Source organism: Pseudoalteromonas sp. APC 3358 (genome assembly GCF_030408075.1).
GTDB lineage: Bacteria > Pseudomonadota > Gammaproteobacteria > Enterobacterales > Alteromonadaceae > Pseudoalteromonas > Pseudoalteromonas arctica.
In genome coordinates this window covers 99310-118479 of record NZ_JASDCE010000004.1, presented here as the reverse complement: position 1 = coordinate 118479, position 19170 = coordinate 99310, and the positions used below count along the sequence as shown (strand labels likewise).

Annotated in this window: 17 protein-coding genes; 10 read left to right on the top strand and 7 right to left on the bottom strand. The window is 39.9% G+C overall.

The genetic code is table 11. The features are described 5' to 3' along the window. Positions 1-117: 117 nt before the first annotated feature. From QL995_RS07885 to QL995_RS07865, 5 genes are all read right to left on the bottom strand, one after another. Complete coding sequence (locus QL995_RS07885) at positions 118-528, bottom strand: hypothetical protein (RefSeq protein ID WP_197150851.1); 411 nt, start codon at positions 526-528, stop codon at positions 118-120. After that, on the bottom strand, positions 515-1852 hold the full coding sequence (locus QL995_RS07880; protein ID WP_222713809.1) for an ATP-binding protein: 1338 nt from the start codon (positions 1850-1852) through the stop codon (positions 515-517). The genes QL995_RS07885 and QL995_RS07880 overlap by 14 nt, the downstream gene beginning before the upstream one ends. Then, positions 1846-2520 (bottom strand): response regulator transcription factor, encoded by a 675-nt coding sequence (locus QL995_RS07875; protein WP_007375447.1) that lies wholly within the window; start codon positions 2518-2520, stop codon positions 1846-1848. Before QL995_RS07875 ends, QL995_RS07880 begins: the two co-directional genes overlap by 7 nt. Before the next feature lie 3 nt (positions 2521-2523). After that, positions 2524-2781, bottom strand: coding sequence for a PepSY domain-containing protein (locus QL995_RS07870; RefSeq protein ID WP_002959808.1), 258 nt, complete (start codon positions 2779-2781; stop codon positions 2524-2526). A gap of 162 nt (positions 2782-2943) precedes the next feature. Next, positions 2944-3246 (bottom strand): YciI family protein, encoded by a 303-nt coding sequence (locus QL995_RS07865; protein ID WP_010552536.1) that lies wholly within the window; start codon positions 3244-3246, stop codon positions 2944-2946. 189 nt (positions 3247-3435) lie between these two features. Between QL995_RS07865 and QL995_RS07860 the strand changes: the two genes are divergently transcribed. Together QL995_RS07860 and QL995_RS07855 are read left to right on the top strand one after the other, a co-directional pair. After that, positions 3436-4860, top strand: a complete 1425-nt coding sequence (locus tag QL995_RS07860) for a sodium-dependent transporter (RefSeq protein ID WP_024590912.1) — start codon at positions 3436-3438, stop codon at positions 4858-4860. A gap of 112 nt (positions 4861-4972) precedes the next feature. Next, on the top strand, positions 4973-5425 hold the full coding sequence (locus QL995_RS07855) for a hypothetical protein (RefSeq protein ID WP_290293915.1): 453 nt from the start codon (positions 4973-4975) through the stop codon (positions 5423-5425). A gap of 53 nt (positions 5426-5478) precedes the next feature. Here the strand turns inward: QL995_RS07855 and glp are convergent, their stop codons facing one another. Beyond that, positions 5479-6696, bottom strand: coding sequence for a gephyrin-like molybdotransferase Glp (gene glp / locus QL995_RS07850; protein ID WP_290293914.1), 1218 nt, complete (start codon positions 6694-6696; stop codon positions 5479-5481). Positions 6697-6741: 45 nt separating this feature from the next. On the opposite strand from glp, the gene modA reads away from it, so the two are divergent. Genes modA through QL995_RS07835 form a run of 3 tightly spaced genes read left to right on the top strand, consistent with a single transcriptional unit; the run spans position 6742 to position 9188 of the window. Beyond that, positions 6742-7494: a molybdate ABC transporter substrate-binding protein gene (gene modA / locus QL995_RS07845; RefSeq protein WP_290293913.1), complete on the top strand. Its 753-nt coding sequence runs from the start codon at positions 6742-6744 to the stop codon at positions 7492-7494. Then, a complete protein-coding gene (gene modB, locus QL995_RS07840) occupies positions 7481-8158 on the top strand; it encodes a molybdate ABC transporter permease subunit (RefSeq protein WP_002959821.1) in 678 nt (225 codons plus the stop codon). Before modA ends, modB begins: the two co-directional genes overlap by 14 nt. Before the next feature lies 1 nt (position 8159). Continuing rightward, positions 8160-9188 (top strand): ATP-binding cassette domain-containing protein, encoded by a 1029-nt coding sequence (locus QL995_RS07835; protein ID WP_290293912.1) that lies wholly within the window; start codon positions 8160-8162, stop codon positions 9186-9188. Here the strand turns inward: QL995_RS07835 and moeB are convergent, their stop codons facing one another. Beyond that, entirely contained in the window at positions 9189-9947 is a 759-nt protein-coding gene (gene moeB / locus QL995_RS07830) for a molybdopterin-synthase adenylyltransferase MoeB (protein ID WP_222713813.1), read from the bottom strand. 289 nt (positions 9948-10236) lie between these two features. Between moeB and QL995_RS07825 the strand changes: the two genes are divergently transcribed. The 5 genes from QL995_RS07825 (at position 10237) to QL995_RS07805 (ending at position 19154) form a co-directional block, all read left to right on the top strand. After that, the gene (locus QL995_RS07825) at positions 10237-11706 is read left to right on the top strand and encodes a NarK family nitrate/nitrite MFS transporter (protein WP_290293911.1); all 1470 of its coding nucleotides are present in this window, start codon (positions 10237-10239) and stop codon (positions 11704-11706) included. A 13-nt stretch (positions 11707-11719) separates the two neighbouring features. Continuing rightward, the gene (locus QL995_RS07820; protein WP_290293910.1) at positions 11720-13477 is read left to right on the top strand and encodes a bifunctional protein-serine/threonine kinase/phosphatase; all 1758 of its coding nucleotides are present in this window, start codon (positions 11720-11722) and stop codon (positions 13475-13477) included. A 9-nt stretch (positions 13478-13486) separates the two neighbouring features. Next, entirely contained in the window at positions 13487-14680 is a 1194-nt protein-coding gene (locus QL995_RS07815) for an alginate export family protein (RefSeq protein WP_290293909.1), read from the top strand. Positions 14681-14907: 227 nt separating this feature from the next. After that, positions 14908-16431 carry an FAD-dependent oxidoreductase gene (locus QL995_RS07810; protein ID WP_290293908.1) on the top strand — a complete coding sequence of 508 codons (1524 nt, stop codon included), beginning with the start codon at positions 14908-14910 and terminating at the stop codon, positions 16429-16431. Between the two features lie 26 nt (positions 16432-16457). Further along, entirely contained in the window at positions 16458-19154 is a 2697-nt protein-coding gene (locus QL995_RS07805) for a nitrate reductase (protein ID WP_290293907.1), read from the top strand. Positions 19155-19170: the final 16 nt, after the last annotated feature.

Genomic DNA, 19170 nt, shown 5'->3' with positions numbered 1-19170 from the left:
TTATTAACTCATTAGTTTTTAGCAATCTACTAGTAGATAGTTTGTTTTGATGTAAATAATTGTCAAGTAGGCTAGAGAGAGCTGCAAACGCAACTAATTTGGTTTGCCTAAGTTACGTTAAAATGGGTGTTTTAGTGATTCTGTAAATTGATTTATAAGCTCTATTTCACAGAGTTTATAGCTAATGGCCGCTGTTGTCGCATTAGGAAGTTTTATTAAGTAACGCCATTGGCAGGCGCTCTCAAGGTACTTTTCGTTATTTTTAATGCTGCGCATAAATAACGGCAGTACTTGCGTATTACCTGTGCTTTCTTGTGATTTAGTTAGCTCATATTTGCGCTTTTGTATCCAACTGCCTTGTGCTTGCTTTGCTTTATCAATCTGGCTATCTAGGCATTGAATATACCGCTTAGCTTCATCGGTTGTTGCTTTAGCGGCTAAAGTACATGCTTCATTTGCAAAGCTGTACTGGTTTGTAGCTAATAGCACAATGGCAGTTAGTTTTAATAAATAGTTACTTTTTGTCATTGTAATTAAACTCTAAAATAAATTGAGCGCCGGCTAAGTTATCAGCATCGGTAATGGTAAGCGTCCCGTTATACGACTTAACTAAATCAGATACAATCGCCATGCCTACGCCGTGTCCGCTTTCGTATGTATCGAGGCGAGTACCACGTGTAAGTAAAGATTCACGTTTATCCTCTGGCACACCAGGGCCATCATCGCTAATTCCAATACACAGAGTTTTACTTTGGATTACTTGTATTTCTACTTGCGAGCGACACGCTTTACAGGCGTTATCAATCAAGTTACCGAGTAATTCCATTAAATCTGTTTGGTCACCTAAAAAGTAATCTTTTTCAGTTACAGTGCAGTTAAAAATAATATCTTTATCACGGTATACTTTTGCCATAGCACTGAGTATTGAATCAAGTACTGGCTTAATAGGGGTTTGCTTTTTCCACGTGTCTGATGCACCGGTTGCAGCACGCTTTAATTGGTGCTCGATCATCACATTAATTCGGTCGAGTTGTTCTTGTGCATCGGCATCGTTTGCCAATGGACTTGATTTTAGTACTGCAAGCGGTGTTTTAAGTGCATGAGCAAGGTCGCTTAATGAGGCTCTGTAGCGCTCTTTTTGGCGCTGTTGCGACTCAAGTAGCAAGTTTAGGTCTGCTTTTATTGTTTGCAGCTCTACAGGGTAGAGGCCTTTAATTTCTTGAATATCACCCGATTCAATCGCTTTTATTTCTTTATCGAGTCGTTGGAGTGGGCGAGCGCTCCAAATGAAACCAATCGCCATTAGGCCTGCAATTGCAATCCCCATGATAAACATCCAATCTACAAGGGTTTGCTTAAAGCCATCCATTATACGAAGTAGAGCGTCGTTACGTTTGACTAATATAAAGCGAGCTTGTTCTGATTGATCTATGTTGTTTAAAATTACAGTCAGGCTAAGTTGCCAGTACGCGGTATTATTATACTCCACGCGCCTGAAGTCGGCGGCACCTGCTTTGGTCTCTATTTGTTGAGGTACATAGTTTAAATTTACAGCCGATTCTGAGTTCCAAACAGGGTCATCATCGCGGTAAATCATTGCGTAGGTATCTGAATTTAATCTGTTTAACTCAGGCGCTAAAATAGTGCTGGGCATAATAATACCATGCTCAGTAAAGTCGACTTCAGATATTAGCGAGTAGAGCTGTGCCTCGAGGGTTTTTTCTGTCGCATCAACAAGTGAAGCGTAATACGCTTTGCCAATTGAATAAAATAAGATAGGGAGTGCGACTAATAAAACAAAGACAAGGATAAATCCTTGCCTTATTTTTAACGATATTTGCGGTATTACCACTGGCTTTTAAGCCTGTAACCACGCCCACGTAGTGTTTCTACTGGGTTTAGTACGCCTTCAGGGTCAAGCTTTTTACGCAAACGTAGTACAAATACTTCAATTACGTTTGAATCAAGGTCGAAATCTTGGTCGTAAATATGCTCAGTAAGTTCTGATTTAGAAATTACTTTTTGCGGATTTACCATTAAGTATTCAAGTACTTTATATTCGTAAGCTGTAAGGCTAAGTTCTTTATCATCAACCCATACTTGTTGTGAACGTGTATGAATTTTAATTGGACCCGCAGTCATTTCTGGATTTGCTTTACCAGCACTGCGACGAATTAATGCATTACAACGTGCAATAAGTTCTTCAACATGAAATGGTTTAGTAAGGTAGTCATCTGCACCTGCATCTAAACCTTCTACTTTATCCTGCCAGCGATCGCGCGCTGTTAAGATTAAAATAGGGATAGTAATGCCTTGTGCTCGTGCTTTATTGATTAGCTCAATACCGTCTATTTTAGGTAAACCTAAATCAACTACGGCCATATCAAGCGGGTATTCTGTAATGTGGAAAAGACCTGCTTCACCATCGTGACATAAATCCACGCTGTAACGTTCTTTTTCTAAAGCATTACGTAGGTTATCTGCTAAATGTAAATCGTCTTCAATAACTAAAATTCGCATTTGTTAATCCTTTTTCACTTCGCCGGTTTTTTTATTTATATGTAAATCAACGACGTGGCCGTCAGATTTGAGTATTCGTACGGTATAAAAATCTGTTTTTTCGGTAATTTTTAAGGTCTTACCGCCTATTGTTTTCTTTGCAAGTATTACGGCTTTCTTTTTGTCCACCTCAGCATGAGATGCTTGGGTGGCCGTCGCTGCTTGAGCAAAGTTAGCTAAGCTAACACAAGCAATAAAACCGAGGCTTAATAATACGCGCATAATGGAAAACTCCTAGACCAGACCCACTTAGTTTAATTAACTAAGTTACTAAAATTCAAGTAAAAACGCTAAATTCGCTTTTATCTCAGTAATTTTAATTAAAATCTTGTGAACAAACCCTGAATTACAGTGCAACACACGCTCTTAGGGTTTAATACACTTTTAAGCAGGGAACACTTTTTTGAAAGGTTTAACAATTGTATTTTCATAGATGCCAGCAGCAACGTAAGGGTCAGCTGCTGCCCACTCTCGAGCTGCTTCTATTGACTCAAACTCAGCAACAACTAATGAACCGGTAAAACCTGCTTCTTGAGGATCTTCACTATCGACTGCCGGAAACGGACCCGCAGTTAATAAACGGTTTTGTGAATCAAGCTCACTAAGGCGTGCTAAATGTGCCGGGCGTGCTGCTTTTCTAAGCTCTAAGCTGTTTTCAACGTCTGTTGAGTGAATCATGTACAACATAAGGAATCTCATAAAAATTGTTAAATTTGATTAACGCAATACTACCACAGCGTTGAAAATTGGTGAATTAAAAGCGTATTTACACAGGTTTACACTTCGATTTTATTTTTAAGCTGTAATTGCTTGAAAATCTCTGTGTAACACTGGTAGAGTCGCTGAAATATACAAAATAATAAAAAGGTTTTATGCATGAGCGAAAATAGAGAACGATTTAGTTCCCGTCTCGGATTCATAATGGCAGCGGCAGGTTCGGCTGTTGGTATTGGCAATTTAGTTGGTTTTCCGGTTTCTGCTACCAAAAATGGTGGTGGCGCATTCTTATTAATTTACGCTTTATTTGTCGTATTTATTTGTTTACCAGTCATGATGGCTGAAATGGCAATGGGTCGTAACGCTCAAAAAGATCCACTTGGTTCGTACAAGCTATTATCTACTAACGATAAAAAATGGAAGCTAGCAGGTTTTTTAGCGGTGCTTACACCATTTATGATTGCTGTGTTTTATATGGTAATTACGGTTTGGATTTTTGGTTACTTAACGCAAACAGGCCTCGGTAATTTAGATTTACTTGCAGATCCTGGCCACTTTGGTGTTTTTATTAATAGTTACACTGTGTTTGGTTATATGGCCGTTGTGGTTATTATTGTTAACTTAATTTTATTAGGGGGTGTTAAACAAGGCATAGAAAAAGCCGCTAAATTTTTAATGCCAGCCTTACTTTTCATGCTACTTGCTTTAGTTACTTATGTATTAACGCTTGATAACGCAATGGCCGGTGTTAAATACTACATTATTCCTGATTTTTCTAAGATGAGTGCAAGTGTACTTAATGGCGCATTAAGCCAAGCGTTTTTCTCGCTATCGCTGGGTATGGGTATATTAATGACTTACGCGTCGTACATTTCTAAAAAGGATGACATTGTAAGTAGCGCTAAAATGGTCGCTATTACAGACTCACTCGTTGCATTTGTAGCGGGCCTAATGGTGTTGCCCGCTATATTTAGCTTTGATCCAAACACAGACCCATCAGCACTTTCTGACTCGTCTGTATCAATGATTTTTGTATACCTACCTAAAATATTATTAGCACTGCAAAATGATATTGGTTATGTAGGTGCGTCTATTGTTGCGTTCTCATTCTTCTTATTAGTATTTTTTGCAGCGATTACTTCACTTGTTTCAATAGTAGAAGTACCGACAGCAACACTAAGTGACCGTAAAGGTATTAGCCGTAAAAAAGCATTGGGCATCCTTACACTTTCAACCGGTGTACTTACTATTTTATGTACAATGTCGTTTGGTATGATTGACAGCCTTACTTCGTTCACCAGTTATGGCGGCGTTAATAAGAGCTTTTTTGATATTATTGTTGATGTATTTTACGACACAATTTTACCGCTTAATGGCTTAATGGTGTGTTTGTTTGTAATGTACCGCTGGAAAAAAGCACGCTTAACACAAGAGCTAAGCTTAGGTTCGCCTAATTATGCGGGAAGCTTGATGGAAAAGTACGTTAACTTTTCACTTTCAACGTTTATTCCTGTCATTCTAGCTGTGATATTTATAAATACAGTGGCGACTAAGTTTTTTGATTTAAAAATATTTGGTTTTTAAATAGACCTCTTTAAAAGCTTATTGAATAATAAAATGCCGCTCAGTTAAGCTTAGCGGCATTTTTTATAGGCGTTTTTTTACAGGTATCTGGTAACTATTAAAAGGATTTAAAATGAATAAAATTATTATTGGGTTTGCTTTTGCTATTTCATCATTTGGCGCATTTGCACAAAGCGCTGATGGTTGGCCAGAAGGCGGTGCAATGCACACCGGCAATATTTATAATTTAGAGGGCAATAGATACAAAACTAAAATCAGTAAAATGATGGATGAAATCTACCCGCAACTAACTGATGATTACCAAGTTGATGCAGTTAAAGCGCAAATATCAGCATGGGAGCAGTATAAAGATGCTACATGTAATGTTGTTGGAGTAGCAACAGGTGCTGGTGGCTCTTGGCCCTCAACGTATAGTGTTAAATGCGAAAGAAGCCTAAGTTATGATAGATACTTTGCGACTAAAAATGCGCTAAAGTGTGTTAATAGATTGAGCAAAGAAGAGTTTGTAGGACACAGCGAAAAGTTAAATTGTTTAATTCAAACATTAAATATAAAAATATTTTAAGGTTTGCAGCAGCGCTACAGCTAAATTATACAGTTAGCTGTAGCATTTTAGGCTTATAGCAACTCAATACTTACTGTTGCGCCTTTTTCGATATTGCCGCTTTGTGCTGGCACTACAATTAAGCAGTTAGCTTTACTAAGCGACGAAAGTACACCCGAGCCCTGTTTATTAAACGGGGCAACCATCAAGTCACCTTGCTTGTTAATTGTTGCTGTACCGCGTTGAAAGTCAGCTCTGCCAGGGCGCTTTTTAATAACGGATGTAGTAACCGCGTTAAAACGCATTTTAGGGTTTACTTCACCAAGACCCGACAGCTTTTGCAGTGCAGGCTCTACTAACTGATTAAACGTAACAGCAGCCGACACAGGGTTACCTGGTAAGCCAAAAAAGTAACTGTTACTTAGTTTACCAAAGGCAAAAGGTTTGCCTGGTTTCATGGCTATTTTCCAAAAGTGAATTTCGCCAATTTCGTTGAGCACTTCTTTAGTAAAGTCGGCTTCACCAACCGATACACCGCCTGAGCTTATTACGGCATCGGCAAGTTCGTTCGCTTTTAAAAATGCATTAGTGATGAGTTCTTTGTCATCAGGAATAATTCCTAAATCAATCACGTCTATATTTTTTTGTTGCAGCGCACTAATAATAACAGCGCGGTTGCTTTCAAAAATAGCGCCTTGCTTAAGAGGCTGACCAGGTTCTATTAGCTCATCGCCAGTAGAAAGCACGGCTATTTTTAGGGTTCTTACCACGTCTATATTGGCAATTCCTAAAGATGCAAGTAACCCCACATCAACGGCCTTTAATTTATCGCCTGCTTTTAAAATAACGTCGTCGATTGCAATATCTTCGCCAGCAAAACGCACGTTTTCATTTAGCTCTGGTTGCGCAGTAAACGTAATTTTATCGCCATCAACCGAGGCGTTTTCTTGCATTACAACGCCGTTAGCGCCTGGTGCAATGGCGGCGCCGGTCATTATTCTTACGCATTGCCCTGGGGTAAGCGTTTCTTCAAAAACTTGCCCCGCAAACACGCTACCTACTTGTGTATAGGTTAAGCTTTTATCTGAAATACATAGCGCATAGCCATCCATTGCAGAGTTGTTATGAGCTGGTACGTTTATAGTTGATTTAACATCGCTTGCTAAAACGCGATCAACGCTTTGCATTATAGTGATGGTTTCAACGTCTTTAACTGGCGTTATTGAGCCAAGTATATTTTGTATTGCAGTTTCAATTGGCAATAAACCGGGTGCATTGCAAACATCGTTCATATATATTGCTTACTTAAATCATTTTATTTTGAAACAATACTTATAATGTCAAAGCTTTACAATACATGGTTGGGTTATTTTTTGCTTATAGCATGCATGCTTTCGTGCAGTGTAAACGCAAAAGAAACGCTGCAAGTAGCCGTAGCGAGTAATTTTAAAACTGTATTGCAAACCCTACTAAAAAAATCCCCATTACCTAATGTTGACGTGAAAATATCAGCCGCTTCTAGCGGTGTTTTATATTCGCAAATAGTGCATGGTGCGCCATTTGATGTGTTTTTATCGGCCGACGATTTTCGACCGCAATCACTTATTAAAGAAGGTTATGCCGAGCAAAGTAGCTTAATCACTTACGCGTTAGGCGAACTTGCTTTGTGGCAACCCAAAGCTGAAAAAGTAAATGATAAAGTAGCCATTGCTAATCCACGTTTTTCACCATACGGGCGTGCCTCAGAGCACTACGCTAATAACCATTTTAAAAAGCCAGTAAATTATGTGTACGGTAATAACATTACGCATGCTTTTCAGTTTGTTGAAAGCGGTAATGTAGGAGTAGGGCTGGTGGCTGTTTCATCGCTAAAGGCGGCTTACAGTAACACGCAAGATCAAAAATATTTAGATTATACCGTGCTGCCTACCAATCAATATCCCGATATAATTCAACAAGGCGTTATTATTAGCTCGACTAAAAAGCGTGCTAGCGCTAAGCAACTCATGCAATTTTTAATGACGCAGGCTACGCAGCAGCAGTTAATTGAATTAGGTTACAGAATAAAGGACAACAATGCTTCAAAGTGATTTAACCGCGCTGTGGTTAACTATAAAACTTGCCTTTATAACCGCAGTACTCCTTCTTGTTTTTTGTATTCCACTGGCTTACAAGCTCGCTGGCTATAACGGTAAATTTAAACCATTTTTAGAGGCATTAATTGCAATGCCTTTAGTGCTGCCGCCTACGTTATTAGGGTTTTACTTACTTGTTTTGTTTTCGCCTGATCACGCTTTTGGGCAGTTTTGGTTTTGGCTAACGGGTACACAGCTTGCGTTTAGTTTTCAGGGAGTGGTTATTGGCTCGCTTTTTTATTCGCTGCCTTTTGTAATGCAGCCTCTTGTGGCTGGGTTTAAGCATATTAATCAAACCTATAACGAAGCAGCCATTGCGCTTGGGTTAAGCCCGTTTAAACGCTTTGTGCATTTAATTATTCCGCTTTTAAAACCCAGTATTGGTAGCGCATTTGCTTTAGGCTTTGCGCATACATTGGGTGAGTTTGGTTTGGTATTAATGATTGGCGGTAATATTCAGGGGCAAACACAGGTGGTGTCTATTGCGCTTTATGACCATGTTGAATCGTTAAATTATACAGCGGCGCATCAGCTTTCACTTATTTTACTGGCTATTTCGTTTGCCTGTTTGGTGCTGTTATTTAAGTTTAATAAAAGCATTGTAGGGGTTAAGCAATAACATGATTAAGTTAAGCCTTTTTAAAGCACTCAATAATTTTGATTTAGATATAAACCTTGAGCTTGAGTCGTTTAATGTATTGGGTGTTTACGGACCTTCCGGTTCGGGTAAGTCAACATTACTGCGTTGTATTAGCGGTTTAGAGCCTGCAAAAAGTGTTTATGTAAACAATCAGCCAGTGCATGAGTTGCCAAGCGATAAACGCGGTATTACGCTTCAGTTGCAATCGTGCCCGTTGTTTCCTCATTTAGATGTGGCAGGTAATTTAGCGTTTACACAAAAACACTGCGGGAATAAACAAACAAGCTTAACGCTAGAATACGTTGTTAAAGCGCTTGAATTACAAGACTTACTAAACCGTGACGTACAAAGCTTATCGGGTGGCGAACGCCAACGTGTAGTATTTGCGCGTACGCTATTAGCCGGTCAGAAATTTATAATGCTTGATGAGCCTTTTAGTGCGCTTGATTGGTCATTGCGTTTTAAAACGCTCACTAAACTTAGCGAGTTTGCAGTTAAGTTTAATATTAAATTTATAATAGTAAGTCACTCATTAAAAGAGCTGCTATTTTGCTGCGATACCCTTATTCAGCTTGATAAAGGGAAGGTGATAAACCAAGGTGCAAGTGCGCACGTTGCAAAAGCTATTTACGCAAACGACAGGCAAACACCGCTGAGCTTAATTAATTACGATGTGGTTAAATTTGATGAAGACTACGGGCTATATCAACTACAATTACAGCAAAGTGAGCAGCCGCTTTTTGTGCTTCCTGCACTTGTAGATAGCAGTAATAAGCTAATTATAGAAAGTGAGCAAATGTCGTTTAGTGCGTTAAAGCCTGAGCAAACAACGCATAGCAATGTTTTAAGGTCGGTATTAACTCAGGCTGAGCTTATTAATAATAAATGGCAGTTAACGCTTAATGTAGATGGGCAAACATTGTATTGCTTGGCATCAAGACGAGTGTGGGACAAAAACGACTTTAAAGTGGGTGATGTGCTTTATACAACAATCAGTAATCTAGAATAACTAAATGCTGCACACCGCACATTGACTGTTTTTAGCTATTTTAAAACGATTAAACTCCATGCTTAAACCATCCACCAGCAATAAATGTTTGTCTAAGCCACTTGGCAAGCCAGCAAGCATTTTTAGCGCTTCAGTAGCCTGAATACTGCCTATTAGCCCCACAATTGGGGAAAGCACACCGGATTCTGAGCAGCTTTGTGTTTGTTCACTAAAAAATTGTGATAAACAGCCATAACAATGGCTGTTTTCATCCATAGTAAAACACGCGACTTGTCCTTCCATACGTATTGCAGAGCCTGACACTAGCGGAACTTTAGCTTTAAAACAGGCGCTATTAAGTGCATTGCGCGTTGCTAGGTTATCTGAGCAATCAATCACTATATCAATGTTATTAAATAATTGTTCTGTAGAGGTACTTGCATCAAAAAATGCCTCAATGGTGTTTATGTCTATTTCACTATTAAGCGCGTTAAGCTGTTTTTTAGCAGCACTGCATTTTGAACTACCAATATCACTTTCTTTATACAGTATTTGTCTTTGCAGGTTGGTCACGTCTATTTCATCGTTATCAACTAAGGTAAGCGTCCCAACGCCAGATGCCGCTAAGTATTGACCTACCGCACACCCAAGCCCACCCACACCAATAATTAAAGCATGCGATTGCCATAGTCGCTCTTGTCCGTCTATATCAAGCTGCGGCAGCATAATGTGCCGAGAATAGCGCAGTTGCTGCTGGTAAGTTAATGGTGTTTTTTGCATTTTCAAACTTCTCATACTTTTTTTGAACAATACCAAGTTGTTAAATCCAAGAGCAAGTAGTAACGCTTTTTATTTGCACTCTAACAACCCAGAGCCCTTCACTCATATAGTGCAACTATAACGTATAAAAACAACTGTTGCATGTAACTATATGAAATTTATGGTTTTTAATTAGTGGCTCAGTAATTGCTATATCGGGTTAACTTAAATTTAACAAACATTGGGCTGCTACTCATATAAAAGGGTGGGGCATTAATAAAACAATAATACGTTTACGAGGAAAATAAACATGCAACCGAGTTCTGGGTTTAACTTAATATCGTTTAGCGGAAAAATGAAAGTATTGCATCTAAGTTGGATGGTCTTTTTTGTGTCATTTTTTGTATGGTTTAACCATGCTCCTTTATTAGGTGCCATAGCGGGTTCACTTGGGATCACCATGGCACAAGTTAAAACATTACTAATTTTAAATGTAGCGTTAACTATTCCAGCGCGTGTTGTGGTGGGTATGCTAACCGATAAATTTGGTCCCCGTATTGTTTATGCGGCACTACTTATTAGCTGTAGTATTCCATGTTTTATGTTTGCTATGGCAACCACATTTGAGCAAGCCGCAATAGCGCGTTTTGCTTTAGGCTTTATTGGTGCTGGCTTTGTTGTGGGCATTCGTATGGTGAGTGAATGGTTTCCTGCTAACGAACTGGGTATAGCTGAAGGTATTTATGGCGGTTGGGGTAACTTTGGTTCAGCAGCAGCGGCTATGTTATTGCCAATTATTGCACTAATGTTTGGCGGCGAAGATGGCTGGCGTTATGCAGTAGGTTTAACCGGTGTATTAAGCGTTATATTTGGTGTTATTTGGTATTTAAATGTAACCGATACGCCAAAAGGCGGTACATACTTTAAACCTAAAAAAGTAGGCGCAATGGAAGTAACCAGTAAAGGCGACTTTGTATTACTACTTATTATGAAAATCCCTATGTACGGCGCATTAGCATTACTTACTTGGAAGCTTTCGCCAACCGGTGCTAACCTAATTTCGGCTAATTTTGTAATTGCTGTGTATGCTTTTTTAGTCCTACTTTATATTTACGAAGTGTATAAAACCTTTGACGTAAATGGTCATATTTTTAAAGAGCCTGTACCTGAGTCGCATCGTTATGAATTTAAGCAAGTGGCTGTTTTAAATATTTTATATTTTACAACCTTTGGTTCTGAGCTTGCGGTTGTCTCTATGTTGCCGCTGTTTTTTATGGATGTATTTGCGCTTGATATGGTGTATGCCGGTATTTTAGCCTCTGCTTACGCATTCATGAACTTAGCATCTCGCCCTGGTGGCGGTTGGATTTCAGATAAGTTAGGTCGTCGTATAACACTTATTGTACTTACGATGGGTCTTGCTGTTGGTTATTTTGTAATGGGCTTAGTTGATGCATCTTGGCCTTTATGGCTTGCAGTTGTTGCAGCTATGGCATGTTCGTTCTTTGTGCAAGCTGGTGAAGGCGCTGTATTTGCCGCAGTACCACTAATTAAGCGTCGTTTAACTGGGCAAATAGCTGGTATGACAGGCGCATACGGTAATGTAGGCGCAGTAGTTTACTTAACGGCATTATCACTTGTTGATTATAAAACCTTCTTTTTCATTATTGCGGGTAGTGCATTACTTGGCTTAGGCGCGCTGTTTTTTATGAAAGAACCAGACGGACATATTACCGAAGTAAATGAAGACGGAACCGTTGAACTTATTTCAGTGACTTAAGGCATTATTGACGATGTTTGATGAAACACTCCAAGCTAAAGCGTTAAAAAATGAACTCAACGTTTCATTTGGCGGCCACAGCGCTAAAGGGTTAAAAGCAGAGAACCAAGATGCGTTTGCAGCCCTTAATACCAAAGCGCAAGAAAAAGAGTCTAAAGGCGTTATTGCCTGCTTAGCCGATGGGTGTTCATCAGCAAAAAATGCGAAACAAGCGTCTCAACTTTCGGTTACTCATTTTATAAATGAGTATTTAAATACCCCCGAAAGTTGGGCAGTTAAAAAGTCAGTGTCGAAGGTGTTAGCGAGTTTAAATCAGTGGCTGTATTCGCAATCGGTTAATTACAATCACCTTGGTCAGCGCCAAGCCGATTGGATGACCACTTTTACAGCACTTATTTTAAAGTCGGCAACGGGTTATATATTTCACTTAGGTGATACGCGTATTACCCGCTTGCGAGGAAATAAAATAGAGGCGATAACACGGGATCATAAAGTAAACGATACGCTAACACGTGCATTAGGCGCACAACTTCATCAAGAAATAGATGTTTACGAAGTTGACCTAAAAGCAGACGATATTTATATATTAACCTGCGATGGCGTACACGATGTGCTCCCACGTAGTGATATAGCTAAATTAATTAATGAACACGTTAATTTAGATCACACTAATTTAGAAAATGCAGCTAAAGCAATTACCGAACTTGCATTAGCGCGAGGCAGTGACGACAACGTAAGTTGCTTACTGGTAAAAGTAGAAAATATTGCCGAGCAAAAGTTAGATGAGCTTTATCATTCGCTAACACGACGAAAAATTCCACCTGCGCTTAATGTTGGACAAAAAATTGATGACTACACGGTTATTCGTAAATTGCATGCCAGTAGTCGCTCGCATATTTATTTAGTGCAACAAGCGCCCGATATACCGCCAGTGGTTTTAAAAGCACCTTCGGTTAATTTTGAAGACGATGTGCACTACCTTCAAGGCTTTATAAGAGAAGGTTGGGTAGGGCAACGTATAAACCATTTAAACGTGATGAAAGTACTAAGTACGCAATCGCAAAGTCGTTTTTTGTATCATATTTGTGAGTACATGGACGGGCAAACACTCAGTGATTGGAAGCACGACGTGCCGCACCCAGAAATAACTCAAGTACGCAGTATTATTGAACAAATAGTACATGCACTAAGGGCGTTTCAGCGACTCGATATGGTACATCGCGATTTAAAACTCGATAATGTAATGATAGATGCGCACGGAAAAGTAACGCTCATTGATTACGGCACAGTAAGTGTTGCAGCTATGGACGAGTCGGTTAAACAAATTGCGGATGATTGCCCGCAAGGCACTGTCGACTACACCGCACCCGAAACACTTATTACTATGCACGCCGATTTTAAAAGTGATTTGTTTTCACTTGGCGTTATTGCATACGAGTTATTGTGCTCAAAATTGCCTTACAAACCACTGCCACTTAACCACGTAGCGCCAAAAGATTACAGCCATTGGCACTACACAAGTATTCGTAAATACAGAGCCGATATTCCGTTTTGGTTAGATCAAGCCCTTATGAAGGCGCTTGCCCCTAAACCAGAGCTCAGATACCAAGCTTTTTCTGAGTTTATAAACGATATCAACAAACCTAATCCTTATTTAGAAAGTACCGCTAATAAAAGTTCAATAATGAAACGCGATCCAGTTATGGTGTGGAAATGTATTTCGCTGTGTTTATTTATTGCTTTGGTATGTGTATTAATAATTAAAACTTAGAGAACCAAAATGCTTAACTATAAGAACAACTTACCTATTATTTTTATACTGGGTTGCTTCACTGCGCCTTCAATAAGCCAAGCTTCGCAAACTGATCTTGATTTTAGACTGCGTTTTGAAAGCGTTGATCAAGAAAATGCCTTAAAAGATGCAAGCGGCTTAACACTTAGAACCCGCTTAACGCATCAAACAGACGAGGTTAATGGTTTTTCAGCCGTTATTGAAGTAGAAGACACTCGCAGCCTATTGGGCGTAGATGATTACAACAATACGGTGGGGAAAAACACTAATTACTCTGTTATTGCAGACCCAGAAAGCACTGAGGTAGACCAAGGTTTTGTTAAATATGCCCGCGATGGTCTATCGCTAAAAGTAGGACGCCAAGTAATAGCCCTTGATGGGCAGCGTTTTGTTGGGCACGTAGGTTGGCGCCAAGATAGGCAAACCTTTGATGCAGCAACCATTAATTACGCATTTAATAACATAGATTTACAGTACAGTTATTTAAATAAGCGTAACCGCATATTTGCTGACGATAAAGACATTAAATCGTCCGATCATCTAATTAATGCAAGCTTTAAAACAGACTTCGGCAAAGTGGTTTTATACAGTTACTTATTAAGTGACGATGCACTACAAGACGACAGTTTAGACACTTATGGCGTTTCTTTTAACGGTAATAAAACCCTAAACGACATAAAGTTTTATTACAAAGCGGAGTATGCAACGCAGTCTGCCTCAACAAGCGTGAGTGATTTTGATGCCGATTACTATGCACTTGAAGGCGCTGTTGATTTAAATGGTTTGGGCAATAAGACAGTAACATTAAAAGTCGGCATAGAGTCACTTGGTTCTGACAATGGCGATTACGGGTTTGCAACACCGCTTGCCACGTTACATAAATTTAATGGTTGGACAGATACGTTTTTAAATACACCCGCACAAGGCTTGGACGACACTTACATAAGCTTAAACGGTAAAGCGTTTGACGGAAAGTGGCTGGTGGCTTATCACAGCTTTGATGCTAATGAGCAATCAAATGGGGTTGACGATTTGGGTACTGAACTAAACGTACAATACGTTAAACCTATTAATAAACAATACGCAGTGGGTGTTAAATATGCTGATTACTCAGCGGGCGATACTGCAGCTAATAAAGTCGATACTCAAAAATTGTGGGTATGGATGAGCGCTAAATTTTAACCCTCACTATCTTCTAAAATCCTCTTGTAATTTATAGCGACACAAGATGGTGCAATTGCACCATCTTGTGGGGCTTTATGCTTTTTACTTCTGCACCAATGTAGGCAACTTGCTGATTTTAAATGCTTATATATTTGGCTTACATATTGCTATAACAATCCTATAACAAATTATTCGATGTCAGCTTTAGTCAATTACTAAAGTAGATATCATTTTAAGGTGAGTAAATGCTAAGCAAGCAGCGTGTTGTAGTGGTAGGAAACGGAATGGTGGGGCACCATTTTGTGCAGCAGCTGGTTTCTCAAAATCAAGCTGATGAGCAATTTGAAATTACCGTATTGAGCGGTGAAGACCGTTTAGCGTATGACCGCGTACAACTATCGTCTTTTTTTAAAGGTAAAACCGCAGACGACCTCGCACTTACATGCAATAAAACCTATGACGATTGGCAAGTACGCTTTCATACTCATTCTAAAGTGGTTGACATAAATCGTGATGCGCAAACTGTAACGACCGCTAAAGGGGAGTCGTTTGAATACGACAAGCTTGTGCTTGCTACAGGTTCATTTCCATTTGTACCGCCTATACCGGGTAAAGATCGTGAACATTGCCTTGTTTATCGCACCATTAACGATTTACACGCAATAAAAAACTCAGCCCACGGCAGCAAAGTAGGCGTGGTAATTGGTGGCGGTTTATTGGGGCTTGAGGCTGCAAACGCATTAAAGCAACTGGGTTTACAGACTCACGTAATAGAATTTGCACCGCAACTTATGGGCGTACAAGTTGATGCGGGGGGCGGTCGGTTACTAAAAAACAAAATTACAGATTTAGGCGTTACTGTGCATACATCGGTAGCAACTGAGGAAATAGTAGAAGGTGAAAGTTGCCGTTACCAAATGTGTTTTAAAGGTGGTAAAACCCTTGAAACCGACATGATTGTATTTTCGGCGGGTATTCGCCCTTATGATAATTTAGCCCGCGAGTTTAATTTAGAGTTAGGTGAGCGCGGCGGTATTGTAATTAATAACCACTGCCAAACGAGCGACAAAAACATATACGCTATTGGCGAATGTGCACTGTGGAATAACTTTATTTTTGGCTTAGTGGCACCCGGTTACGCTATGGCTAAAATAGCAGTTGGGCATATTTTACAAGATACGCAGCAAGGTACTTTGCAAAGTACTGGTTTAGACAATAAAGCCGATGAATTTAGCGGTGCCGATATGAGCACTAAGCTTAAATTAATGGGTGTTGAAGTGGGCTCTATTGGCGATGCGCATGCACGCAGCGAAGGCGCAATAAGCTATTATTTTGAAGACCAACCCAATGGCATTTATAAAAAAGTAGTCACTAATTCACAAAGTAATAAGCTGATTGGCGCGGTACTTGTTGGCGATACAAGCGATTACGACAATTTGCTGCAATATCATTTAAACGACATTGAACTTACCACCGCACCCGAAGCGCTCATTATGCCCCTTGCCGGCGAAATAGCAGAGCTAAGCGCCGATGACTTGCCTGATGACGCCATTATTTGCGCGTGTCATAAAGTAACTAAACACACCATTGAACAAACAGTGGCTAAAGGCTGCATAGATTTGACAAGTGTGCAGCAAAGCACCAAAGCCAGTACAGGCTGTGGTGGTTGTGAAAAACTCGTTCAAAACGTAATAAGCAGCGCACTCGCTAAAGCAAGTAACACTATTAACGTAGTTACCCTTAATGAGCCTGTAAAACAGCCCGCATAAATTAAAGCACACTAAAAGAGAGCAGTATGGCAACCGCAAACACGTCACCAACTATAAATAAAACGAGTTTAAAACAAACAACATGTGCTTACTGTGGTGTAGGGTGTGGTGTTGATATTTCACTTTTTAATAATGTGCCAACCAAGCTTGAAGGCATGCGTGAGCATCCCGCAAACTTTGGTCGTTTATGTGTAAAAGGCACGCATTTGCTCGACACAACAGGCAGTGATAATCGCTTAACGTCGCCTCTTATTAATAACCAAGCCGTTACGTGGGATGAAGCAACCGACCACGTTGCCAATAAATTTAACGACATAATACAAAAGCACGGACCTGATGCGGTGGCATTTTATGTGTCAGGGCAGTTACTTACTGAAGATTACTACATCGCGAATAAATTAATGAAAGGCTACATAGGCTCAGGCAATATTGATACAAATTCGCGCCTGTGTATGTCATCTGCTGTGGCAGGTTATAAACGTGCTTTTGGTGAAGACGTAGTGCCGTGTACCTACGAGGATTTAGAGCAAACTGAGCTACTTATTTTAATTGGCTCTAATGCAGCATGGACTCACCCGGTTTTATATCAGCGAATGGAGCGTGCAAAGCAGCTTAACCCAAATATGAAAGTGGTGGTTATTGATCCGCGTAAAACCGACACCGCTGAGCTTGCCGACACATTTTTAAATATAAAACCAGGCAGTGACGCCGCACTTTATAACGGCTTACTTAATTATTTAAATGAGTATAACCACCTCGACACGCAATTTATTGCTCAGCACACAAACGGCTTTGAAAGCGCACTGCAAGAGGCACAAAAGTGGAGCTGTGAGGCAGTTAGCGACTTTTGCGATATAGCAATTGAGCAAGTAACTGAGTTTTATGCGCTATTTGCTAAAAGCCCAAGTGCGATTAGCTTTTATTCAATGGGTATAAATCAATCAAGCTCGGGTGTAGATAAATGCAACGCCATTATTAATGCACATTTAGCATCAGGTAAATTACTTAAGCCAGGCAGTGGTCCGTTTTCGATTACGGGGCAACCCAATGCGATGGGCGGGCGCGAAGTAGGTGGTTTGGCTAATCAGTTAGCGGCGCATTTAGATATTGAAAACGAAGCGCATCAATCACTTGTGCAACGTTTTTGGCTCTCGCCAACTATCGCTAAAAAAGCAGGCAGTAATGCTATTGATATGTTTGATGAAATAGCCGCAGGCAAAATAAAAACAGTGTGGATAATGGCAACAAATCCAATGGTGAGCTTGCCCAATAACGCCGCAATTAAAAAAGCATTAGAGACCTGCGAGCTGGTGGTTGTATCTGACTGTATTGCAAAAAGTGATACGTTAAAATTTGCCGATGTTGCTTTTCCATCAACCGGATGGGGCGAAAAAAACGGCACAGTAACTAACTCAGAGCGCAGAATATCAAGGCAGCGCCCGTTAGTAGCGCCTTATTCGGGAGCTAAAAACGATTGGCAAATTATGTGTGAAGTCGCTAAAAAAATGGGCTTTGAAGGATTTGATTTTACAGACCCAAGTGGCATTTTTGAAGAATGGGCACAATTAACCGACTTTGAAAATAACGGCAGCCGATTATTAAACCTCTCAGGTTTAGTTGGGCTCACACAAAATCAGTATGATAATTTAAAACCCATTATGTGGCCTGTTGTTAAAAATCAGCCTTATAAAAATGGTCAGGTTTTTACAAATAACCAATTTAGCACCGCTGATAAAAAAGCACGCTTTATACCTATAACGCCGCAATTACCGGTGCAAAAAACATCCAGCGATTATCCGTTTGTAATGAACTCAGGGCGTATACGCGACCAATGGCATACCATGAGTCGCACCGGTAAAAGCACTGCGCTTTCATCGCATATTACACGCCCGTACATTGAAATTAATCCGCTTGATGCCAGTAAATTAGCAATTAAACAAAACGATTTAATAAGTGCAATTGCCCTAACTGGGCAGGTTACCGCGCATGCAAAAGTAACCGATGCCGTGCGAAAAGGTGAATGCTTTATGCCTATTCATTGGAATAAGCAATTTGCGTCATCAGCAACAGTAAGTGGGTTGTATCAATCGGTAGTTGACCCTCTATCTGGTCAGGCTGAGTGCAAACACGGCGCTGTTAATATAGTTAAAGCACCCTTTGTGCAATATATGCAGCTGTTTGCTAAAAACGAACTTGTTATAAACAGTGATTTTTGGCTCAAAGTTAATGCAAGTAATTGCTTTAATTACCAATTGGCGCTTAATGAGCCAAAAAGTGATTTACTGTATTACTGCCAAACCTTAACCGGTTTACAAGGGCTGTGGTCGGCTATGAACACGGCAAAAGCCATGCATGTGCAGTGTATTCAAAACGATCAATTAGCGTTTATTGGTGTTATTTCTAACGAGCAAAAAGAAATATCACTTGAGTGGATAAACCATTTATTTGCAGAGCCATTACTGACTTTTACCCAATTACAGTCTTTGCTTTATGCAACCCCCGATGAAGAATTTACTCAAGGCGTGCAAGTGTGTAGCTGCTTTAAAGTAAGAGAGCAGCCGATTATAAACGCCATTAAAAACGGTGCAAACACAGTCGAGCAATTGGGGTCTGAACTTAAATGTGGGACGAATTGCGGTTCGTGTAAAACACAATTAAGCCAATTAATAAAACAACATTACAAAGCAGGTTCTAGCAGCATTGATGTTGCGGTTGTAATGTAAAGAAAAAAGGAAGCAT